This window comes from Vreelandella rituensis, assembly GCF_003336665.1.
Lineage (GTDB): Bacteria > Pseudomonadota > Gammaproteobacteria > Pseudomonadales > Halomonadaceae > Vreelandella > Vreelandella rituensis.
This window is the reverse complement of the sequence record NZ_QPIJ01000072.1, coordinates 1-15,071: the sequence shown is the minus strand read 5'-3', so window position 1 is coordinate 15,071 and position 15,071 is coordinate 1. Positions and strand designations below refer to the sequence as shown.

Sequence of the window (15,071 nt, the reverse complement as noted above, 5' to 3'; positions counted from 1 at the left end):
GGCGGCAGAAGATAGTCGGTCTGGCGATCAACGGGGATGAAGCGGCTCATGGCGTCGTTCCGGTGGGGTGGCAGGAGGCAAGTATCTCATGACGTTATCTAAAATCCGACAGTCTCCTAGAACGGTACCGACATCATGGTCTGCTGCGAGGGCTGATAGATGGTTATTGGATAATCGAGAAAAAGGGGAGGAGATGGGCTGTAAGCTTCCGCGCGGCGAGCCGACTAACTCCTGTGTTCCATATGGACTCGTTACGGACGCCCTGCACCTATCAGGCACGGGACATCAAGGGTAGCGATCACCATAGTGGGCTATTTTCCCCTTGCGAAGAGAGGTGTCATATGAATATCAAGACATTAGCCATCGTGATCTTGTCTTTCCTGTTGATGGCCGGCTGCGCCAGCCAGACGGGGCCGAGAACCAGCGAGATGCCCAGCCAGACGAGCATCGTAGACTACAGCGATCCAGAGCATATACAGGATGTTTGGTGGCGGTAATTCAACTCGTTAGCCAGACTGGCTCCCCTGTGAGGAAGAAGCAAGACGGCGGGTTTGGACCCCGCCGTCTTCATCGTTTATGCTTTTTTGCTGGTCTCTAAAGACCGTCACGAACGACCATCAGCGGTGACGAAACACCGGCTTGCGCTTTTCGGCAAAGGCGCTCATGCCTTCCTTACGATCTGCAAGGTTGAACGTCGCCTGAAAGGCGCGGCGCTCGAACAATAACCCCGCCTGCAAGCCGGTCTCGAAGGCTTGCTCCACGGCTTCACGTATCTGCATGACCACCGGGCGAGAGTGAGACGCGATGGTGGCGGCCATGGTCAGGGCTTCCTCCATCAGGGCGTCCACCGGGACGACCCGACACACCAGCCCCGCCTGCTCCGCCTCTTCGGCGTCCATCATGCGGCCGGTCAGACACAATTCCATGGCCTTGGCCTTGCCGATGGCGCGCACCAGGCGCTGCGTACCCCCGGCTCCCGGCATGGTGCCGATCTTGACTTCCGGCTGGCCGAATTTCGCCGTGTCGCTGGCCAGGATGATGTCGCAGGCCATGGCCATTTCACAGCCACCGCCAAGGGCAAAACCCGAGACCGCCGCAATGGTCGGTTTACGGCAATTGTTCAGCCGCTCCCAGCCGTGCGACTTGACGTAGGGAAAGTCGTCGAGAAACAGGTCGGCATGCTCGCGATCGAGCATTTCGCCGATGTCGGCCCCGGCGGCGAAGACCTTCTCGCCCCCGGTGAGCACGATCGCCCCTATCGCCTCGTCCGCCTCGAAGACGTCCAGCGCCTGACCCAGCTCGGCCACCAGCGCATTGCACAGGGCGTTATACGCCTTGGGTCGGTCGAGGCGGATGATGCCCACCGCCTCCTGCGTCGAGACTTCGATCAGTTCATAACTCATCAGGACCCGCCCCCTTTGGTGCCAAGCTGCTGCTTCGGCGCCGTATCGCCGGCTTCCAGCTGAGGCCGGTCGGCATCCAGCTCGGTGAGTGGTTCGCAAGGCTCCAGACTGTCACGACAGCGGGTTACCAGGCGCTGGTACTCCTGGGTGCCCTGCTGCTTCCAGGCAAATTCCTCATCGCTCAGTTCGCGCTTGACCTTGGCGGGAGCGCCCATCACCAGCGACTGGGGCGCACACTCGAAACCGGCCTTGACGAACGCCGCCGCCGCGACAATCGAGCGCTCGGCGATCCTGGCGCCGTCCATCACCACGGCGTTCATGCCGACCATGGCGTCACGCCCGATCACGCAGCCATGCAATACCGCGCCATGGCCGATATGCCCATCCTTCTCGACCTTGGTAACACAGCCGGGAAAGCCGTGCATCACGCAGGTATCCTGAAGGTTGGAGCCTTCTTCCAGCACCAGACGGCCGAAATCGCCACGCATCACCGCGCCGGGACCGACATAGCAACCGGGGCCGACAATCACATCACCGATCAACACCGCCGTGGGATGCACATAAGCAGTCGGGTGCACCACCGGCGTCACCCCTTCGAGTCGATAGTACGGCATAACGCTCTCCGTCAGTCGGGTTGGCCGTGACGACGGCTTTGCACCACCACGAAGCGGCTGGCGACAAAGGCCTGATCGCATAAGGACGCATTGGCCGCCGGGTTGCCGCCGGTGGCGTGGAAGTCACTGAAAGCGGCCGACTGGTTGACGAACACACCGCCGTCCATGTTCAGCGACAGCGGCGCCGCCACGTCCATGGCCAGCTCTTCGAACTGCTCGGCCACATTGTCGTCGGTGGTGTAGGCACCCAGGGTTATCGCGCCCTTTTCCAGAATCACTTCACGCGCCAGGGCAATGCTGTGCGCGGTATCTTCGGTGGCGATCACAAAGCTGATCGGGCCGAAACGTTCTTCACTGTAGGCAGCCTTCTGCTCGGCATCCACCTTGAGCAGCAGCGGCGTATGGATGCGCGCCTTGGGGAACTGAGCGTGTTCGCGCGGCTCGCTGTCCAGCAGAATTTCGCCCAAGCCGCGACATTCATCGATACGCGCTTCGGTCGCCGGCGACTGGATGGCGCCCAGCACGGCACAGGCACGGTCGTTGTCGCTGAGGAACTTGTCGATTGCCTTGGAAAGCGCTGCGGTGACCTCATCGAAGCTCAGGTGACCCTCGGCCGTTTCAATGCCGCCCTTGGGCACATAGATTGCCTGGCTGGTGGTGCACATCTGTCCGGAATAAAGGCTCAGCGAGAAGGCAAGGTTCATGGTGACCGCCTTGAGGTTATCCACGCTGTCGATGATCACGCTGTTGATACCGGCTTTCTCGGCGAATACCTGGGCCTGGGTGGCGTTCTGTATCAGCCAGTCACCGAAGGCGTTGGAGCCGGTGAAGTCGATCAACTTGACCGCAGGGTCAAGCGCCAGCGTCTTGGTCACCGGCGCATCGGCGCTGTCGGGTACCAGGCTGACCAGACAGGGGTCGAAGCCCGCTTCCTCGAGCACTTCCTGAGCGACGCGTGCGGTCATCGCCACCGGCAGGATGGCGCCGGGGTGCGGCTTGAGAATCACCGGGTTGCCGGTGGCCAGGCTGGCGAACAGCCCCGGGTAGGTGTTCCAGGTGGGGAAGGTGGAACAGGCCACCACCAGCGAGATACCCCGCGGCACGATGTGATAGCGCTTGTCGAGCACCAGAGGGTCATGCTTGCCCTGGGGCTTGACCCATTTGGCGGTCGCGGGAATCTGTGCCATCGCCTGCCAAGCATAGGTCACGGCTTCCAGGCCGCGATCCTGGGCGTGCGGTCCACCGGCCTGAAACGCCATCATCGGCCCCTGGCCGCTGGTGTGCATCACCGCCTGGGCGATATCCGGGCTCATGGCATTGAGACGCGCCAGGATTTCCAGGCAGACACCGACACGCGCCTCGGCACCGGCATCGCGCCAGGCGGGCATTGCCTTCTGCATGGCCGCAATCAGCGCCTCGGAGTCCGGCTGGTCGTAAGTGATGCCGAGGTCAAAGCCATAGGGCGACACTTCGCTGCCCACTTGCCGAGTGCTTTCCACCGCCTTGAGCGTAAACGGCTGATTGAGGAGAGACTCGAACTTGGACGGCGCACCTTTAACCGCATCCTCGGGATATTTCTTCATGTTTTCCGGATAGGGCGTCCAGAAATCACGGCTGGAAATAGCCTCGACGGCTTGATCAAGGGTCTGACGGTGACGGTCGAACATCTGCTGCGCTGATTGCGTCATGGGGCACTCCTGCGTTTACGCATTGTTTTGATACGGTATCAAGATAGAGATTATCTTTCCCGTAACAAAACATCAAACGCCTTGCCCGGCACATCCAGCCTGAAAAACGCCGCGCCATCGCCAACGAGCCCCGGGGGCCGTGCCTTTCTCTCACCCGCACACCCCTCGCCACCGCTTTTCATACTATGGTCTAACTTCGGCCTGACGTTCCGGAAAAAGCATGCAAGCTACTGTTAATAGAGCATAAACCTCATGCATAAAGGAAATACGATACACTAATCATTAATTATCAATGTTGATGCGTATCAAAAAAAACCTATACTCGACGGATAGTCCATCCTGTGTCCCACAGGCCGAACTGAGGAAAAAATGCCCACTACTCTAATAATCAGCCCTCCCCTGGATGGCGTTCTATGCATCAGGCTGAATCGCCCTGACGCATTGAATGCGCTCAATACACAGCTGCTCGCCGAACTCGCCGACACCCTGAGCGACGCCGACAATGACGACACCGTGCGCGCCGTGGTGATCACCGGCGATGCCCGGGCGTTCGCCGCCGGTGCCGATATCAAGGAAATGGCCGAGCGCGACTTGGTCGGCATGCTGGAAGATCCTCGCCAGCACCACTGGGCCACCATCACGCGTTTTCGCAAACCGATCATTGCCGCCGTTAACGGCTATGCCTTGGGCGGTGGCTGCGAGCTGGCCATGCATGCCGACATCATCATCGCCGGGGAAAGCGCCCTGTTCGGCCAGCCGGAAATCAACTTGGGCATCATGCCCGGCGCCGGCGGCACCCAGCGACTGCTTAGAGCGGTAGGCAAGTCACTGGCCACCCAGATGGTGCTGACCGGCGAGCCGATTACCGCTCGCCGGGCGCTTGAAGCCGGCTTGATCAGCGAAATCACCCAACCCGAACTGACGCTCGAGCGCGCCATGGCCATCGCCACGCGCATCGCCGCCAAGGCACCGCTGGCGGTGCGTCTGGCGCGGGAGTCACTGCACAAGGCGATGGATACCGACCTGGCCACCGGCCTGCGCTTCGAGCGCCATGCATTTACATTGCTGGCGGGCACCGCCGACCGCGAAGAGGGCATTCGCGCCTTCCAGGAAAAACGACCTGCCACTTTTCAAGGGCACTGACACAAGGATATACCCCATGAGCCAAGCGCCCCTGCTGTACACCGTGGAAGACGGCGTCGCCCGCATCACGTTGAACCGCCCCGAAAGCCTGAACAGCTTCAATACCGAGATGCACGCCGAGATGCGCAAGACGCTCAAGGCCGTGCGTCAGGATCCCAGTGTCCGAGCACTGCTGCTGACCGGCAGCGGCCGCGGCTTCTGCGCCGGTCAGGACCTTTCCGACCGTAGCGTGGCCCCCGGCGAGCAAGCCCCCGACCTCGGCGAGTCGCTGGAGAAACGCTACAACCCCCTGCTGCGCGCCCTCAAGGACATGCCGTTCCCCACCATCTGCGCGGTGAACGGCGTGGCGGCCGGTGCCGGTGCCAATATCGCCCTGGCCTGCGACATCGTGCTGGCGGCTCGCTCGGCAAGCTTCATTCAGGCCTTCTGCAAGATCGGCTTGATTCCGGATTCCGGCGGCACCTGGACCCTGCCCCATCTGGTAGGCATGGCGCGCGCCAAGGGCCTGGCGATGCTGGGCGACAAGCTCCCCGCCGAGAAAGCCGAACAATGGGGCATGATCTGGCGCTGCGTCGACGACGAGGCGCTTCAGGAAGAAGCCATGAACATGGCGCGTCACCTGGCGACCCAACCCACGCGCGGCCTGGCGTTGATCAAGCGCGCCCTGCACGCCAGCAGCGACAACAGCTTCGACGAACAGCTCGACCTGGAACGCGACCTGCAGCGCCTTGCCGGGCGCTCCGAGGATTACCGCGAAGGCGTCAGCGCCTTTATCGAAAAGCGTCGCCCCACCTTCAAGGGAGAGTGATATGTCAGCCCTTCCCACGACTGCCGTCATTGGCGTGATCGGTGCCGGCGCCATGGGTGCCGGTATCGCGCAAGTGGCCGCCCAGGCCGGCCATTCGGTGGTCCTGCACGACAATCAGCCGGGTGCGGCAAGTGCCGGTATCGACAACATTCGTCGCCAGCTGGAAAAGCGTGTGGCCAAGGGCAAGATGCGCCAGGAGGAAGTGGATGGCATCGTCGCTCGCCTGCAGCCCGCCGACGCCATCGACGCCTTGGCCGACAGCCGCTTGATCATCGAAGCTATCGTCGAGAATCTCGAGGTCAAGCGTCAGGTGTTCGCCCAGCTCGAAGCGCTGTGCTCGCCCGACACCTTGCTCGCCAGCAATACATCCTCGCTGTCGATCACCTCGATTGCGGCGAACCTCGAACGCCCCGAGCGCCTGGCGGGTCTGCACTTCTTCAACCCCGCGCCGGTGATGAAGCTGGTCGAAGTGGTGTCCGGCCTGGCGACCACCATTGAAACCGCCGAGACCCTTTACGCCACCGCCACTGCCTGGGGCAAAGTCGCGGTGCATGCCAGCTCCACCCCGGGCTTCATCGTCAACCGCGTGGCCCGGCCTTTCTATGCCGAAGGGCTGCGCCTGTTGCAGGAAGGCGCCAGCGACGCCGCCACCCTGGATGCACTGCTGCGTCAGGCCGGCGGGTTTCGCATGGGACCTTTCGAGCTGATGGACCTGATCGGTCATGACGTCAATTACGCCGTGACCCGTTCGGTGTTCGATGCCTACTACGGCGATACCCGTTTCGAGCCTTCCCTGGTGCAACAGGCGCTGGTCGAGGCCGGACGCCTGGGGCGCAAGTCCGGTCAAGGCTTCTTCGACTATCGTGAAGGGCAGCGTGAAGGGCAGCACAAAGGCGCCGCCAAACCCCAACCCGATTTTGCGACACCGGCCCAGGCCGAACTACCCCCGCTGGTGGTACAGGGCGAGCCCGGGGTAATCGCTCCGCTGCTGGCGCGCGTCCAGGAAGCCGGGCTCGAGGTGGTTCGCCGGGAATCGCTGCAGCCGGACGGCACGCCCCGCTTGCGGCTGGGCGATCTGGTGCTGGCCCTCAGCGACGGGCGTTGCGCCGCCGAACGCGCGGTCAACGAAGGGCTCGAAGCGCTGGTGCTGTTCGACTTGTGTCTGGACTACCGCAGCGCCGGCGCCATCGCGATTTCCGCCAGCCACGCCACCTCCCCCGAGGCCCGCGAGCTTGCCACCGCCTTCTTCCAGCGCCTGGGCATGGACGTGGTCTGGCTGACCGACACCCCGGGGCTGGTGGTTCTGCGCACCGTGGCCATGCTCGCCAATGAAGCCGCCGACGCCGTCTTGCAGGGCGTATGCAGCGCCGAGGATGGCGACCTGGCCATGCAAGCCGGGGTCAACTACCCCCGCGGCCCCCTGGCCTGGGCGGATTCGCTGGGTCTGCCTTTCGTTCACCGCACCCTCACGCACCTGCAGCAGAGCTACGGCGAGGAGCGCTATCGCAGCTCTTTCCTGCTGCGTCGCAAAGCCCTGAGCGAGGAAAGTTTCCATGAGTGAGTCCCAACTGACCCCGCAACAGCTGGCCGAAGCCTGTGCCGAGTCGATGTTTTCCCGCGACCATGCCAGCCAGGGGCTGGGCATGCGCATCACGCATATGGCACCCGGCTACGCCGAACTGACCATGACCGTGCGCCAGGACATGGTGCAGGGCCACGGCAACTGCCATGGCGGCTTTCTGTTCGCCCTGGCCGACTCCACCTTCGCGTTTGCCTGCAACAGCTATGATGAAGCCACGGTGGCCGCCGGCTGCAGTATCGACTACCTCGGCCCCGGCCAACTGGGCGATGTACTCACCGCCACCGCCGAAGAACGCAGCCGCCGCGGACGCACCGGCATCTACGACATCACCTTGCGCAATCAACACGGTGACACCGTTGCCCTGTTCCGTGGACGTTCCTACAAGATTCGCGGCAGCGTACGCCGCCTGGAAGACACCGCCGCTGGAGATACCCCATGAAAGACGCGCTGATAATCGATGCCATTCGTACCCCGGTCGGTCGCTACGGCGGCGCGCTTTCGAGCATGCGCGCCGATGATCTGGGGGCCGTTCCCATGCGCACCCTGATGGAGCGCAACCCGAGCGTCGACTGGTCGCTGATCGACGATATCTTTTACGGCTGCGCCAACCAGGCCGGGGAAGACAACCGTAATGTGGCGCGCATGTCCGCCCTGCTCGCCGGGCTTCCGGTCGAGGTGCCCGGCACCACCATCAACCGTCTGTGCGGTTCCGGCATGGATGCGATAGGCAATGCCGCCCGCACTATCAAGACCGGCGAAGCCGGGCTGATGATCGCCGGGGGTGTGGAGTCGATGTCACGTGCGCCCTTCGTGATGGGCAAGGCCGAACAAGCCTTCTCGCGTCAGGCCGACATCTTCGACACTACCATCGGCTGGCGCTTCATCAATCGCGCCATGAAAGCCCAATTCGGGGTGGATTCGATGCCCGAAACCGCCGAGAACGTGGCCGAGCAGTTCGGCATTTCCCGGGGAGATCAGGACGCCTTCGCGCTGCGCAGCCAGCAGCGCACCGCCGCCGCCATGCAGGCCGGCCGTCTGGCCGAGGAAATCGTTGCGGTCGAAATACCCCGGCGCAAGCAGGCCCCCCTGGTGGTGGATACCGATGAACACCCGCGCGCTGCCACCACCGCCGAGCAACTCGCCAAGCTGCCCACGCCCTTTCGCGAAGGCGGCAGCGTCACGGCGGGCAATGCCTCGGGCGTCAACGATGGCGCCTGTGCGCTGTTGATAGCGTCTCCCGAGCAGGCCGAGCGCTTCGGCCTCAAGGCCCGCGCTCGTGTGGTGGGCATGGCCACCGCCGGGGTGGAGCCGCGCATCATGGGGTTCGGCCCCTCGCCGGCCACCCGCAAGGTGCTCGCCCAGACCGGGCTGACCCTCGACCAGATGGACGTCATCGAACTCAATGAAGCCTTCGCCGCTCAGGCCTTGGCGGTCATGCGCGACCTGGGCCTTGACGACGATGCCGAACACGTCAACCCCAATGGCGGCGCCATCGCCCTGGGCCACCCGCTGGGCATGAGCGGCGCTCGGCTGGTCACCACCGCCCTGCATGAACTCGAACGTCGCCAAGGGCGCTTTGCGCTGTGCACCATGTGTATCGGTGTCGGCCAGGGCATTGCCCTGATCATCGAGCGCCAGTAAGCCCATTTCTTGGACCTTGACTCATATAGACGTTAATCCAATAACAACTTGCTTGACCGGAGACCCCTGATGAATAAGCCCGCAACGCGTATCGACACCGCGACTCTCGACCCTCTGGAAACCGCCAGCGTCGACGAGCTGCGCGCCACTCAGGTCAAGCGCCTGAAGTGGAGCCTGAAGCACGCCTACGAAAACGTGCCGTTCTACCGCCAGTCCTTCGACAAGGCGGGGGTGCATCCTGACGATATCCAGTCGCTTGCGGATCTCGCCAAACTGCCGTTCACCACCAAGGCCGACCTGCGCGCCAACTACCCCTTCGGCATGTTCGCCACGCCGATGAGCGAGATCGTGCGCATACATGCGTCCAGCGGTACCACCGGGCAACCCACCGTGGTCGGTTACACCCAGAACGACATCGATGTGTGGTCCGATGTGGTGGCGCGCTCGATCCGTGCCGCCGGCGGCAGTCGCAACGACAAGGTCCATGTGGCGTATGGCTACGGTCTGTTCACCGGCGGGCTGGGCGCCCATTACGGTGCCGAGCGCCTGGGCTGCGCGGTGATTCCCATGTCCGGCGGCCAGACCGAGAAACAGGTCCAGCTGATCCGTGATTTCGAGCCGGACATCATCATGGTCACTCCCTCCTACATGCTCAACATCGCTGACGAAATGGAGCGTCAAGGCATCGACCCACGCACGTTGCCGCTGCGTACCGGCATCTTCGGCGCCGAGCCCTGGACCGACAGCATGCGTACCGCCCTCGAGAATCGCCTGGGTATCGATGCGCTGGATATCTATGGCCTGTCGGAAGTCATGGGGCCCGGTGTCGGCATGGAGTGCCTGGAAACCAAGGACGGCCCGACCATCTGGGAAGACCATTTCTATCCCGAGATCATCGACCCGGTCAGCGGCGAGGTGCTGCCGGACGGCGAATACGGCGAGCTGGTGTTCACCACCCTGACCAAGGAAGGCCTGCCGGTGATTCGCTACCGCACCCGCGATCTGACCCGCTTGCTGCCGGGCACCGCGCGACCCATGCGGCGCATCGACAAGATCACCGGTCGCAGCGACGACATGCTGATCATCCGCGGGGTCAATGTGTTCCCCACCCAGATCGAAGAGCAGCTGCTCAAGATCGCGTCGCTCTCGCCGCATTACGAGATCGAAGTCAGCCGCCAGGGCAATATGGACATGGTGCTGGTGCGCGTCGAGGCAGGTCACCAGGACGTCGCCCGCGACCCGGTGGCCTGCGAACAGGCCGCCAAACAACTCCAGCATGCGATCAAGACCTATATCGGCATCAGCACCCAGATCGAAGTCTGCGAGGTGGAAAGCGTCATGCGCTCGCTTGGCAAGGCCAAGCGTGTCAAGGATCTGCGCTGATGGTCAGCCACCCAGCCTGAAAAACTTTCACGGGCTAAAACGTATATTAGCATTGTGACTGGCGATACAGAATTTAATGGATATTCTATTTTTTCGTGTCGCTTTTAGAGTCAGTCTGCTATGCTGAGCCAAATAGCATAGGCAGTACAGGCTCAACCCCTTACTGGAGAGTATAGCGATGTCTTCTGAACAAAATATCTCGCTTCAAGAACAGCAGTTCATGCACAAGATCAAGGCGGAAGAGAAGATCGAGCCCAAGGATTGGATGCCCGAAAAGTATCGCAAGAACCTGATTCGCCAGATTTCACAACATGCACACTCGGAAGTCATTGGCATGCAGCCGGAAGGTAACTTCCTGACTCGCGCGCCTTCCTTGCGCCGCAAGGCAATCCTGTTATCCAAGATCCAGGACGAGGCTGGTCACGGGCTGTATCTTTACAGCGCCGCGGAGACCCTGGGGATTACCCGTGAGGAGATGATCGAGGCACTGCAGAGCGGCCAGGCCAAGTACGCTTCCATTTTCAATTATCCCGCTCTGACCTGGGGCGACATGGGTGCGATTGGCTGGCTGGTCGATGGTGCGGCAATCGTCAACCAGGTATCCCTGCAGCGCACTTCCTATGGCCCCTACTCGCGCGGCATGATTCGTATCTGTAAGGAAGAGAGTTTCCACCAGCGTCAGGGCTACGACATCATGTTGTCCCTGGTCAACGGCACGCCGGCACAGAAAGCCATGGCTCAGGATTCCTTGAACCGCTTCTACTGGCCGGCGCTGATGATGTTCGGTCCCCACGACTCCGAATCCGCCCATTCCGCAAAATCCATGGAGTGGAAAATCAAGCGCGAGACTAACGATGATCTACGCCAGAAGTTCATCGACCAGACCGCGTCACAGATTGAATTCCTGGGGCTCGAACACCCAGACAAGGAACTCAAGTGGAACGAGGAGCGCGGGCACTACGATAGCGGCGAGATCGATTGGGAAGAATTCCATAATGTGATTGCGGGTAACGGTCACTGCAATCGCCAGCGCCTGGAGCATCACATCAAGGCCCATGAAGAAGGCGCCTGGGTGCGTGAAGCCCTGGCTGCCTACAATGCCAAAAAGCAGGCTAATAAAGCTGAAGCCGCCTAAGGAGGCATCGCCATGCAAGACAATGCTCTGGAACTCTTTGAAGTCTTTATCCGCTCCAAGCGTGGACTCGATCATAAGCATGTAGGCAGCCTACATTCCGAGGACCACGCCCAGGCGCTGGAGTATGCCCGGGATGTCTATACCCGACGCAGCGAAGGAGTGAGCATCTGGGTGGTGAAGTCAGCCGATATCTGCGCCTCTCAAGAGGACGATGCGGAAAATTTCTTCGATCCCAACGATGACAAACCTTATCGGCACGCGACTTATTACGATCTCCCCGATGCCGTCAACAACATGTAGCTGCTCAGGAGAAAACGTAATGAGCGACACCATCAAGGATGCCACCCTCGAGTATGCGATTCGCTTGGGTGATGACGCTAACGTCTTAGGCCACCGAATCTCCGAATGGGTGAGTCATGGTCCTTTTCTCGAGGAGGATATCGCCTATGCCAACGTGGCACTGGACTACATCGGGCGCGCCCGTATGTTCTATGGCTACGCGTCGGAACTAGCCAATGATGGACGTACCGAGGACGATTTCGCCTATATGCGCGACGACCGTCAGTACCGAAACTTGCTACTGATGGAGATGCCAAAGGAAGATTTTGCCTACTCACAGGTTCGCCAGCTGTTCATCGATATCTATTACGGCTTGTTGCTACCGGAACTCGTCAAGTCCAAGGACGATACCTTGGCGGCCATCGCCGCCAAGGCGATCAAGGAAACCCGCTACCACCTGCGCCGTAGCCGCGATTGGGTGCTGCGCCTGGGCGATGGTACCGAGGAGAGTCATCGACGCACGCAACGCGCGGTGGACAGCCTGTGGGGTTATACCCACGAAATGTTCGAGATGGACGATACCGAGCGGCTATTAGTGGACAGTGGCATTGGCGTCGATATCACCAAGCTGCGTGACGACTGGCATCGACAAGTCGGCAGCATCCTCACGGAAGCGACCCTGAACGTGCCTGAAGACAGCTGGACGGTACGCGGTGGCCGCATCGGTTATCACACGGAGAACCTGGGCCACTTGCTGACGGAAATGCAATTTGTTCACCGCTCCTATCCTGGCTGCCAGTGGTAACCAAGTCTAATGGGTGATTGATTATGAGCGAAATCTCATTGATGCCGGAGGAACAGTACCACCGGCTACAACAGCGTGATACTTCTGAGGTGAAGGAACTCTGGGATCTGCTCGATGAGGTCAAGGACCCTGAAATACCGGCGCTGAGCATCTGGGACCTAGGGATTTTGCGCGACATCGAGCGTCAGGGGGATCGTATTGTCGTCACTATCACCCCGACCTATTCCGGCTGCCCGGCGATGGACACTATTACCGAGGACATCGAGGCCGCGCTGAACGCCAAGGGCTATGAAAGTCTTGAAGTGAAAATGCAATTATCACCGGCCTGGAGCTCTGAATGGATGTCACCGGAGGGACGTCGTAAATTACGCAATTACGGTGTCGCCCCGCCGGAAGATGCCGATGCCTCCGAGGACGGCTTGACTCCCGACGCCCATGCGCTTTGCCCTCACTGCGGTTCGCGTGATACACGACTCCTCAGCGAATTCGGCTCCACCGCCTGCAAGGCACTGTTTCAGTGTCAAGCATGCAAGGAGACCTTCGATTATTTCAAGAAAATATAGGCTACGTGATGTCTGATACGAACTTCTATACGTTGAAAATCGCCGACGTCCAGCCGGAGACAGATACCGCCATCCGCGTGGCCTTGGATGTCCCGGAGGAGCTGAAGGAAAAATTCGACTTCATCCAGGGCCAGTTCTTGACACTGCGCACCATGATCGACGGCGAGGAAGTACGCCGTTCCTACTCTATCTGTTCCGGCATCAATGACGGTCACATGCGTGTTGGCATCAAGCGTGTCAACAATGGACGGTTCTCCAACTACGCCAATGACAACTTCAAGCGTGGCATGGAAATCGACGTCATGCCGCCACAAGGAAATTTCTATACCAAGCTCGATCCCGAGAATGCCAAACATTATATGTGTATCGCTGCGGGCTCGGGTATCACGCCGACATTATCGATCATCAAGTCGGTACTCGATGTCGAGCCTGAGAGCAAAGTAACACTGATTTACGGCAACCGCCGGACCAACTCCGTCATGTTCAAGGATGAGCTAAGTTTCGTCAAAAACCGTTATCTGGATCGCTTCCAGTGGATCAATATAATGGACTACGAAGACCAGGGAGCGGATCTTCTTAACGGCATAATAGATAACAAGAAAGGCTATGCGCTGCAAAAAAGCGGCCTGATCGATATCAAGAATACCGACGAGGCATTTATCTGCGGCCCTGAAGCCATGATGGCCGAAGTCTCGCATGGTTTCCGTCTCGAAGGCCTGAGCAACGAGCAGATTCATTACGAACTTTTCGCAAACTCCGCGGCGGATTCCGAGAAGATGCTCGCGAAGGCACAGCAGCGTATCGCGGAATACGGTGAGGAGAAGACCAGCAAGGTAACCGTGGTCGCGGATGGCCGCTCGGTGATGTTCGACCTGGCGACGGTAGGCGAGAACATTCTCGACGCGGGAATGGCCAACGGCATGGACCTTCCCTATTCTTGCAAGGCCGGCGTTTGCTCCACCTGCAAGTGCAAGCTGGTAGTGGGTGAAGTGGATATGGACGTGACCCATGGACTCGAGAAACACGAAATCGAAGCGGGCTATGTGCTGAGCTGCCAAGCTCACCCCCTTACCGATGAAGTGACCCTCGATTTCGATCAGCGCTGATGATCACTCAGCACCGACCATTCCTTCTACTTCATATCGAAAGAAACGGCTCTTATAGGGAGCCGTTTCTTCTTTTTTTACTAGAAAGCCAACGCCCACGGCATCAGCTGTCGTAAAGACAACCTGATGACGCATATCGATCAGCTATCACCTTGGGGCGTCGACTCGCTCTTCTCGTCACCGTGTAACGATGAAGGTCTCCGCGTTGGGACAGAAATCGCGAGCGGTGTCAGCATCGGCGCCTGCCCGCATGGCGGTCCAGCAACGGCCCTTCACCGTACATTCCTCACAGCGAGCCTCCAGGGTTTCTTGCGCCTCAGCCAGCTCCTGTGCGCTCACCCCGAAGGCCTTCATCATCACCGGCATCATCACTTGCGAGGACGCAAAATCGGCCACTCGCTCGTCGTCCAGCGACCGGGCCACGGCACGCTCCATCGGTGGGCTAAGCGGCGCTTCAAGGTCGCTTGCCAGCGCCTCGAGTGCCTCCGGGGCATGCCGACGCAGTTCACGTACCACGCGCTCCCCCTGAATATAGTCTTCAACGCGTTCCATATAACCTCCCGAGGCCAACTATCGACAACCCGACGGGTTGCACTAACGATGTGGTGTTTCCCCAAAGGTAGACCAGGGACATGAAGGTGTTTTTGACCTCGATCAAATCAGCGTCAAAAAAGACACGCAAAAATTAAAAAATTAATTTTAACTGTATCGCTTTAAGAGGCTTTATCTGGATGCTCCCAGAAAACGAAAGGGCCGAGCATAAGCCCGACCCTTTCGTTGAGATCACTCAGGTACCGCTTAATAGAGCAGTTGTGGCAGGAACAGCACGATGCCCGGAAACACCAGTACCAGAATGGCGCGTAGCGTACCGGCCACCCAGAAGGGTGTCACGCCCCGGAAGATCGTCCCGGTGCTAACGTC

17 protein-coding genes are annotated in these 15,071 nt (G+C 60.2%); 12 read left to right on the top strand and 5 right to left on the bottom strand.

Annotated elements, in window-relative coordinates; all coding sequences use genetic code 11:
* Positions 1–341: 341 nt before the first annotated feature.
* Entirely contained in the window at positions 342–497 is a 156-nt protein-coding gene (locus DU506_RS21795) for a hypothetical protein (RefSeq protein ID WP_181870826.1), read from the top strand.
* 120 nt (positions 498–617) lie between these two features.
* Here DU506_RS21795 and DU506_RS19045 read toward each other — a convergent pair whose 3' ends face one another.
* The 3 genes from DU506_RS19045 to paaN are packed head-to-tail and all read right to left on the bottom strand — an operon-like array spanning position 618 to position 3,705.
* Positions 618–1,403, bottom strand: coding sequence for an enoyl-CoA hydratase-related protein (locus DU506_RS19045; protein ID WP_114488447.1), 786 nt, complete (start codon positions 1,401–1,403; stop codon positions 618–620).
* A complete protein-coding gene (gene paaY / locus DU506_RS19040) occupies positions 1,403–2,017 on the bottom strand; it encodes a phenylacetic acid degradation protein PaaY (RefSeq protein WP_114488446.1) in 615 nt (204 codons plus the stop codon). Before paaY ends, DU506_RS19045 begins: the two co-directional genes overlap by 1 nt.
* Positions 2,018–2,028: 11 nt before the next feature.
* Positions 2,029–3,705 carry a phenylacetic acid degradation protein PaaN gene (gene paaN / locus DU506_RS19035; RefSeq protein WP_114488445.1) on the bottom strand — a complete coding sequence of 559 codons (1,677 nt, stop codon included), beginning with the start codon at positions 3,703–3,705 and terminating at the stop codon, positions 2,029–2,031.
* Positions 3,706–4,074: 369 nt separating this feature from the next.
* Between paaN and paaF the strand changes: the two genes are divergently transcribed.
* The 11 genes from paaF to paaE all read left to right on the top strand — a co-directional run bounded on the left by paaF (position 4,075) and on the right by paaE (position 14,150).
* Entirely contained in the window at positions 4,075–4,848 is a 774-nt protein-coding gene (gene paaF / locus DU506_RS19030) for a 2,3-dehydroadipyl-CoA hydratase PaaF (protein WP_114488444.1), read from the top strand.
* Positions 4,849–4,864: 16 nt separating this feature from the next.
* Positions 4,865–5,656: a 2-(1,2-epoxy-1,2-dihydrophenyl)acetyl-CoA isomerase PaaG gene (gene paaG, locus DU506_RS19025; RefSeq protein WP_114488443.1), complete on the top strand. Its 792-nt coding sequence runs from the start codon at positions 4,865–4,867 to the stop codon at positions 5,654–5,656.
* Position 5,657: 1 nt separating this feature from the next.
* Positions 5,658–7,217, top strand: a complete 1,560-nt coding sequence (paaH, locus tag DU506_RS19020; protein WP_114488442.1) for a 3-hydroxyacyl-CoA dehydrogenase PaaH — start codon at positions 5,658–5,660, stop codon at positions 7,215–7,217.
* On the top strand, positions 7,210–7,677 hold the full coding sequence (gene paaI / locus DU506_RS19015) for a hydroxyphenylacetyl-CoA thioesterase PaaI (protein WP_114488441.1): 468 nt from the start codon (positions 7,210–7,212) through the stop codon (positions 7,675–7,677). The genes paaH and paaI overlap by 8 nt, the downstream gene beginning before the upstream one ends.
* Positions 7,674–8,879, top strand: a complete 1,206-nt coding sequence (pcaF, locus tag DU506_RS19010) for a 3-oxoadipyl-CoA thiolase (protein WP_114488440.1) — start codon at positions 7,674–7,676, stop codon at positions 8,877–8,879. The genes paaI and pcaF overlap by 4 nt, the downstream gene beginning before the upstream one ends.
* 69 nt (positions 8,880–8,948) lie before the next feature.
* Positions 8,949–10,262, top strand: coding sequence for a phenylacetate--CoA ligase PaaK (paaK, locus tag DU506_RS19005; RefSeq protein ID WP_114488439.1), 1,314 nt, complete (start codon positions 8,949–8,951; stop codon positions 10,260–10,262).
* 178 nt (positions 10,263–10,440) lie between these two features.
* On the top strand, positions 10,441–11,397 hold the full coding sequence (gene paaA, locus DU506_RS19000; protein WP_114488438.1) for a 1,2-phenylacetyl-CoA epoxidase subunit PaaA: 957 nt from the start codon (positions 10,441–10,443) through the stop codon (positions 11,395–11,397).
* Between the two features lie 12 nt (positions 11,398–11,409).
* The gene (gene paaB / locus DU506_RS18995) at positions 11,410–11,697 is read left to right on the top strand and encodes a 1,2-phenylacetyl-CoA epoxidase subunit PaaB (protein WP_114488437.1); all 288 of its coding nucleotides are present in this window, start codon (positions 11,410–11,412) and stop codon (positions 11,695–11,697) included.
* Positions 11,698–11,716: 19 nt separating this feature from the next.
* On the top strand, positions 11,717–12,481 hold the full coding sequence (gene paaC, locus DU506_RS18990) for a 1,2-phenylacetyl-CoA epoxidase subunit PaaC (RefSeq protein WP_114488436.1): 765 nt from the start codon (positions 11,717–11,719) through the stop codon (positions 12,479–12,481).
* A 23-nt stretch (positions 12,482–12,504) separates the two neighbouring features.
* Positions 12,505–13,044 (top strand): 1,2-phenylacetyl-CoA epoxidase subunit PaaD, encoded by a 540-nt coding sequence (gene paaD / locus DU506_RS18985; protein WP_114488435.1) that lies wholly within the window; start codon positions 12,505–12,507, stop codon positions 13,042–13,044.
* Positions 13,045–13,052: 8 nt separating this feature from the next.
* The gene (paaE, locus tag DU506_RS18980) at positions 13,053–14,150 is read left to right on the top strand and encodes a 1,2-phenylacetyl-CoA epoxidase subunit PaaE (RefSeq protein ID WP_114488448.1); all 1,098 of its coding nucleotides are present in this window, start codon (positions 13,053–13,055) and stop codon (positions 14,148–14,150) included.
* A gap of 3 nt (positions 14,151–14,153) precedes the next feature.
* Here the strand turns inward: paaE and DU506_RS22610 are convergent, their stop codons facing one another.
* Both DU506_RS22610 and DU506_RS18975 read right to left on the bottom strand, forming a co-directional pair.
* Complete coding sequence (locus tag DU506_RS22610) at positions 14,154–14,285, bottom strand: hypothetical protein (protein ID WP_268877347.1); 132 nt, start codon at positions 14,283–14,285, stop codon at positions 14,154–14,156.
* 42 nt (positions 14,286–14,327) lie between these two features.
* Positions 14,328–14,702, bottom strand: a complete 375-nt coding sequence (locus tag DU506_RS18975; RefSeq protein WP_114488434.1) for a hypothetical protein — start codon at positions 14,700–14,702, stop codon at positions 14,328–14,330.
* Positions 14,703–15,071: the final 369 nt, after the last annotated feature.

What these genes read in the sequence shown, in the direction of transcription:
- paaI (WP_114488441.1), top strand. Translation starts at nt 7,210, where the DNA reads ATGAGTGAGTCCCAACTGACCCCGCAACAGCTGGCCGAAGCCTGTGCC.
- paaA (WP_114488438.1), top strand. Translation starts at nt 10,441, where the DNA reads ATGTCTTCTGAACAAAATATCTCGCTTCAAGAACAGCAGTTCATGCAC.
- DU506_RS21795 (WP_181870826.1), top strand. Translation starts at nt 342, where the DNA reads ATGAATATCAAGACATTAGCCATCGTGATCTTGTCTTTCCTGTTGATG.
- paaK (WP_114488439.1), top strand. Translation starts at nt 8,949, where the DNA reads ATGAATAAGCCCGCAACGCGTATCGACACCGCGACTCTCGACCCTCTG.
- paaB (WP_114488437.1), top strand. Translation starts at nt 11,410, where the DNA reads ATGCAAGACAATGCTCTGGAACTCTTTGAAGTCTTTATCCGCTCCAAG.
- pcaF (WP_114488440.1), top strand. Translation starts at nt 7,674, where the DNA reads ATGAAAGACGCGCTGATAATCGATGCCATTCGTACCCCGGTCGGTCGC.
- paaF (WP_114488444.1), top strand. Translation starts at nt 4,075, where the DNA reads ATGCCCACTACTCTAATAATCAGCCCTCCCCTGGATGGCGTTCTATGC.
- paaC (WP_114488436.1), top strand. Translation starts at nt 11,717, where the DNA reads ATGAGCGACACCATCAAGGATGCCACCCTCGAGTATGCGATTCGCTTG.
- paaY (WP_114488446.1), bottom strand. Translation starts at nt 2,017, where the DNA reads ATGCCGTACTATCGACTCGAAGGGGTGACGCCGGTGGTGCACCCGACT.
- paaE (WP_114488448.1), top strand. Translation starts at nt 13,053, where the DNA reads ATGTCTGATACGAACTTCTATACGTTGAAAATCGCCGACGTCCAGCCG.
- paaD (WP_114488435.1), top strand. Translation starts at nt 12,505, where the DNA reads ATGAGCGAAATCTCATTGATGCCGGAGGAACAGTACCACCGGCTACAA.
- paaH (WP_114488442.1), top strand. Translation starts at nt 5,658, where the DNA reads ATGTCAGCCCTTCCCACGACTGCCGTCATTGGCGTGATCGGTGCCGGC.
- DU506_RS19045 (WP_114488447.1), bottom strand. Translation starts at nt 1,403, where the DNA reads ATGAGTTATGAACTGATCGAAGTCTCGACGCAGGAGGCGGTGGGCATC.
- DU506_RS18975 (WP_114488434.1), bottom strand. Translation starts at nt 14,702, where the DNA reads ATGGAACGCGTTGAAGACTATATTCAGGGGGAGCGCGTGGTACGTGAA.
- paaN (WP_114488445.1), bottom strand. Translation starts at nt 3,705, where the DNA reads ATGACGCAATCAGCGCAGCAGATGTTCGACCGTCACCGTCAGACCCTT.
- DU506_RS22610 (WP_268877347.1), bottom strand. Translation starts at nt 14,285, where the DNA reads ATGCGTCATCAGGTTGTCTTTACGACAGCTGATGCCGTGGGCGTTGGC.
- paaG (WP_114488443.1), top strand. Translation starts at nt 4,865, where the DNA reads ATGAGCCAAGCGCCCCTGCTGTACACCGTGGAAGACGGCGTCGCCCGC.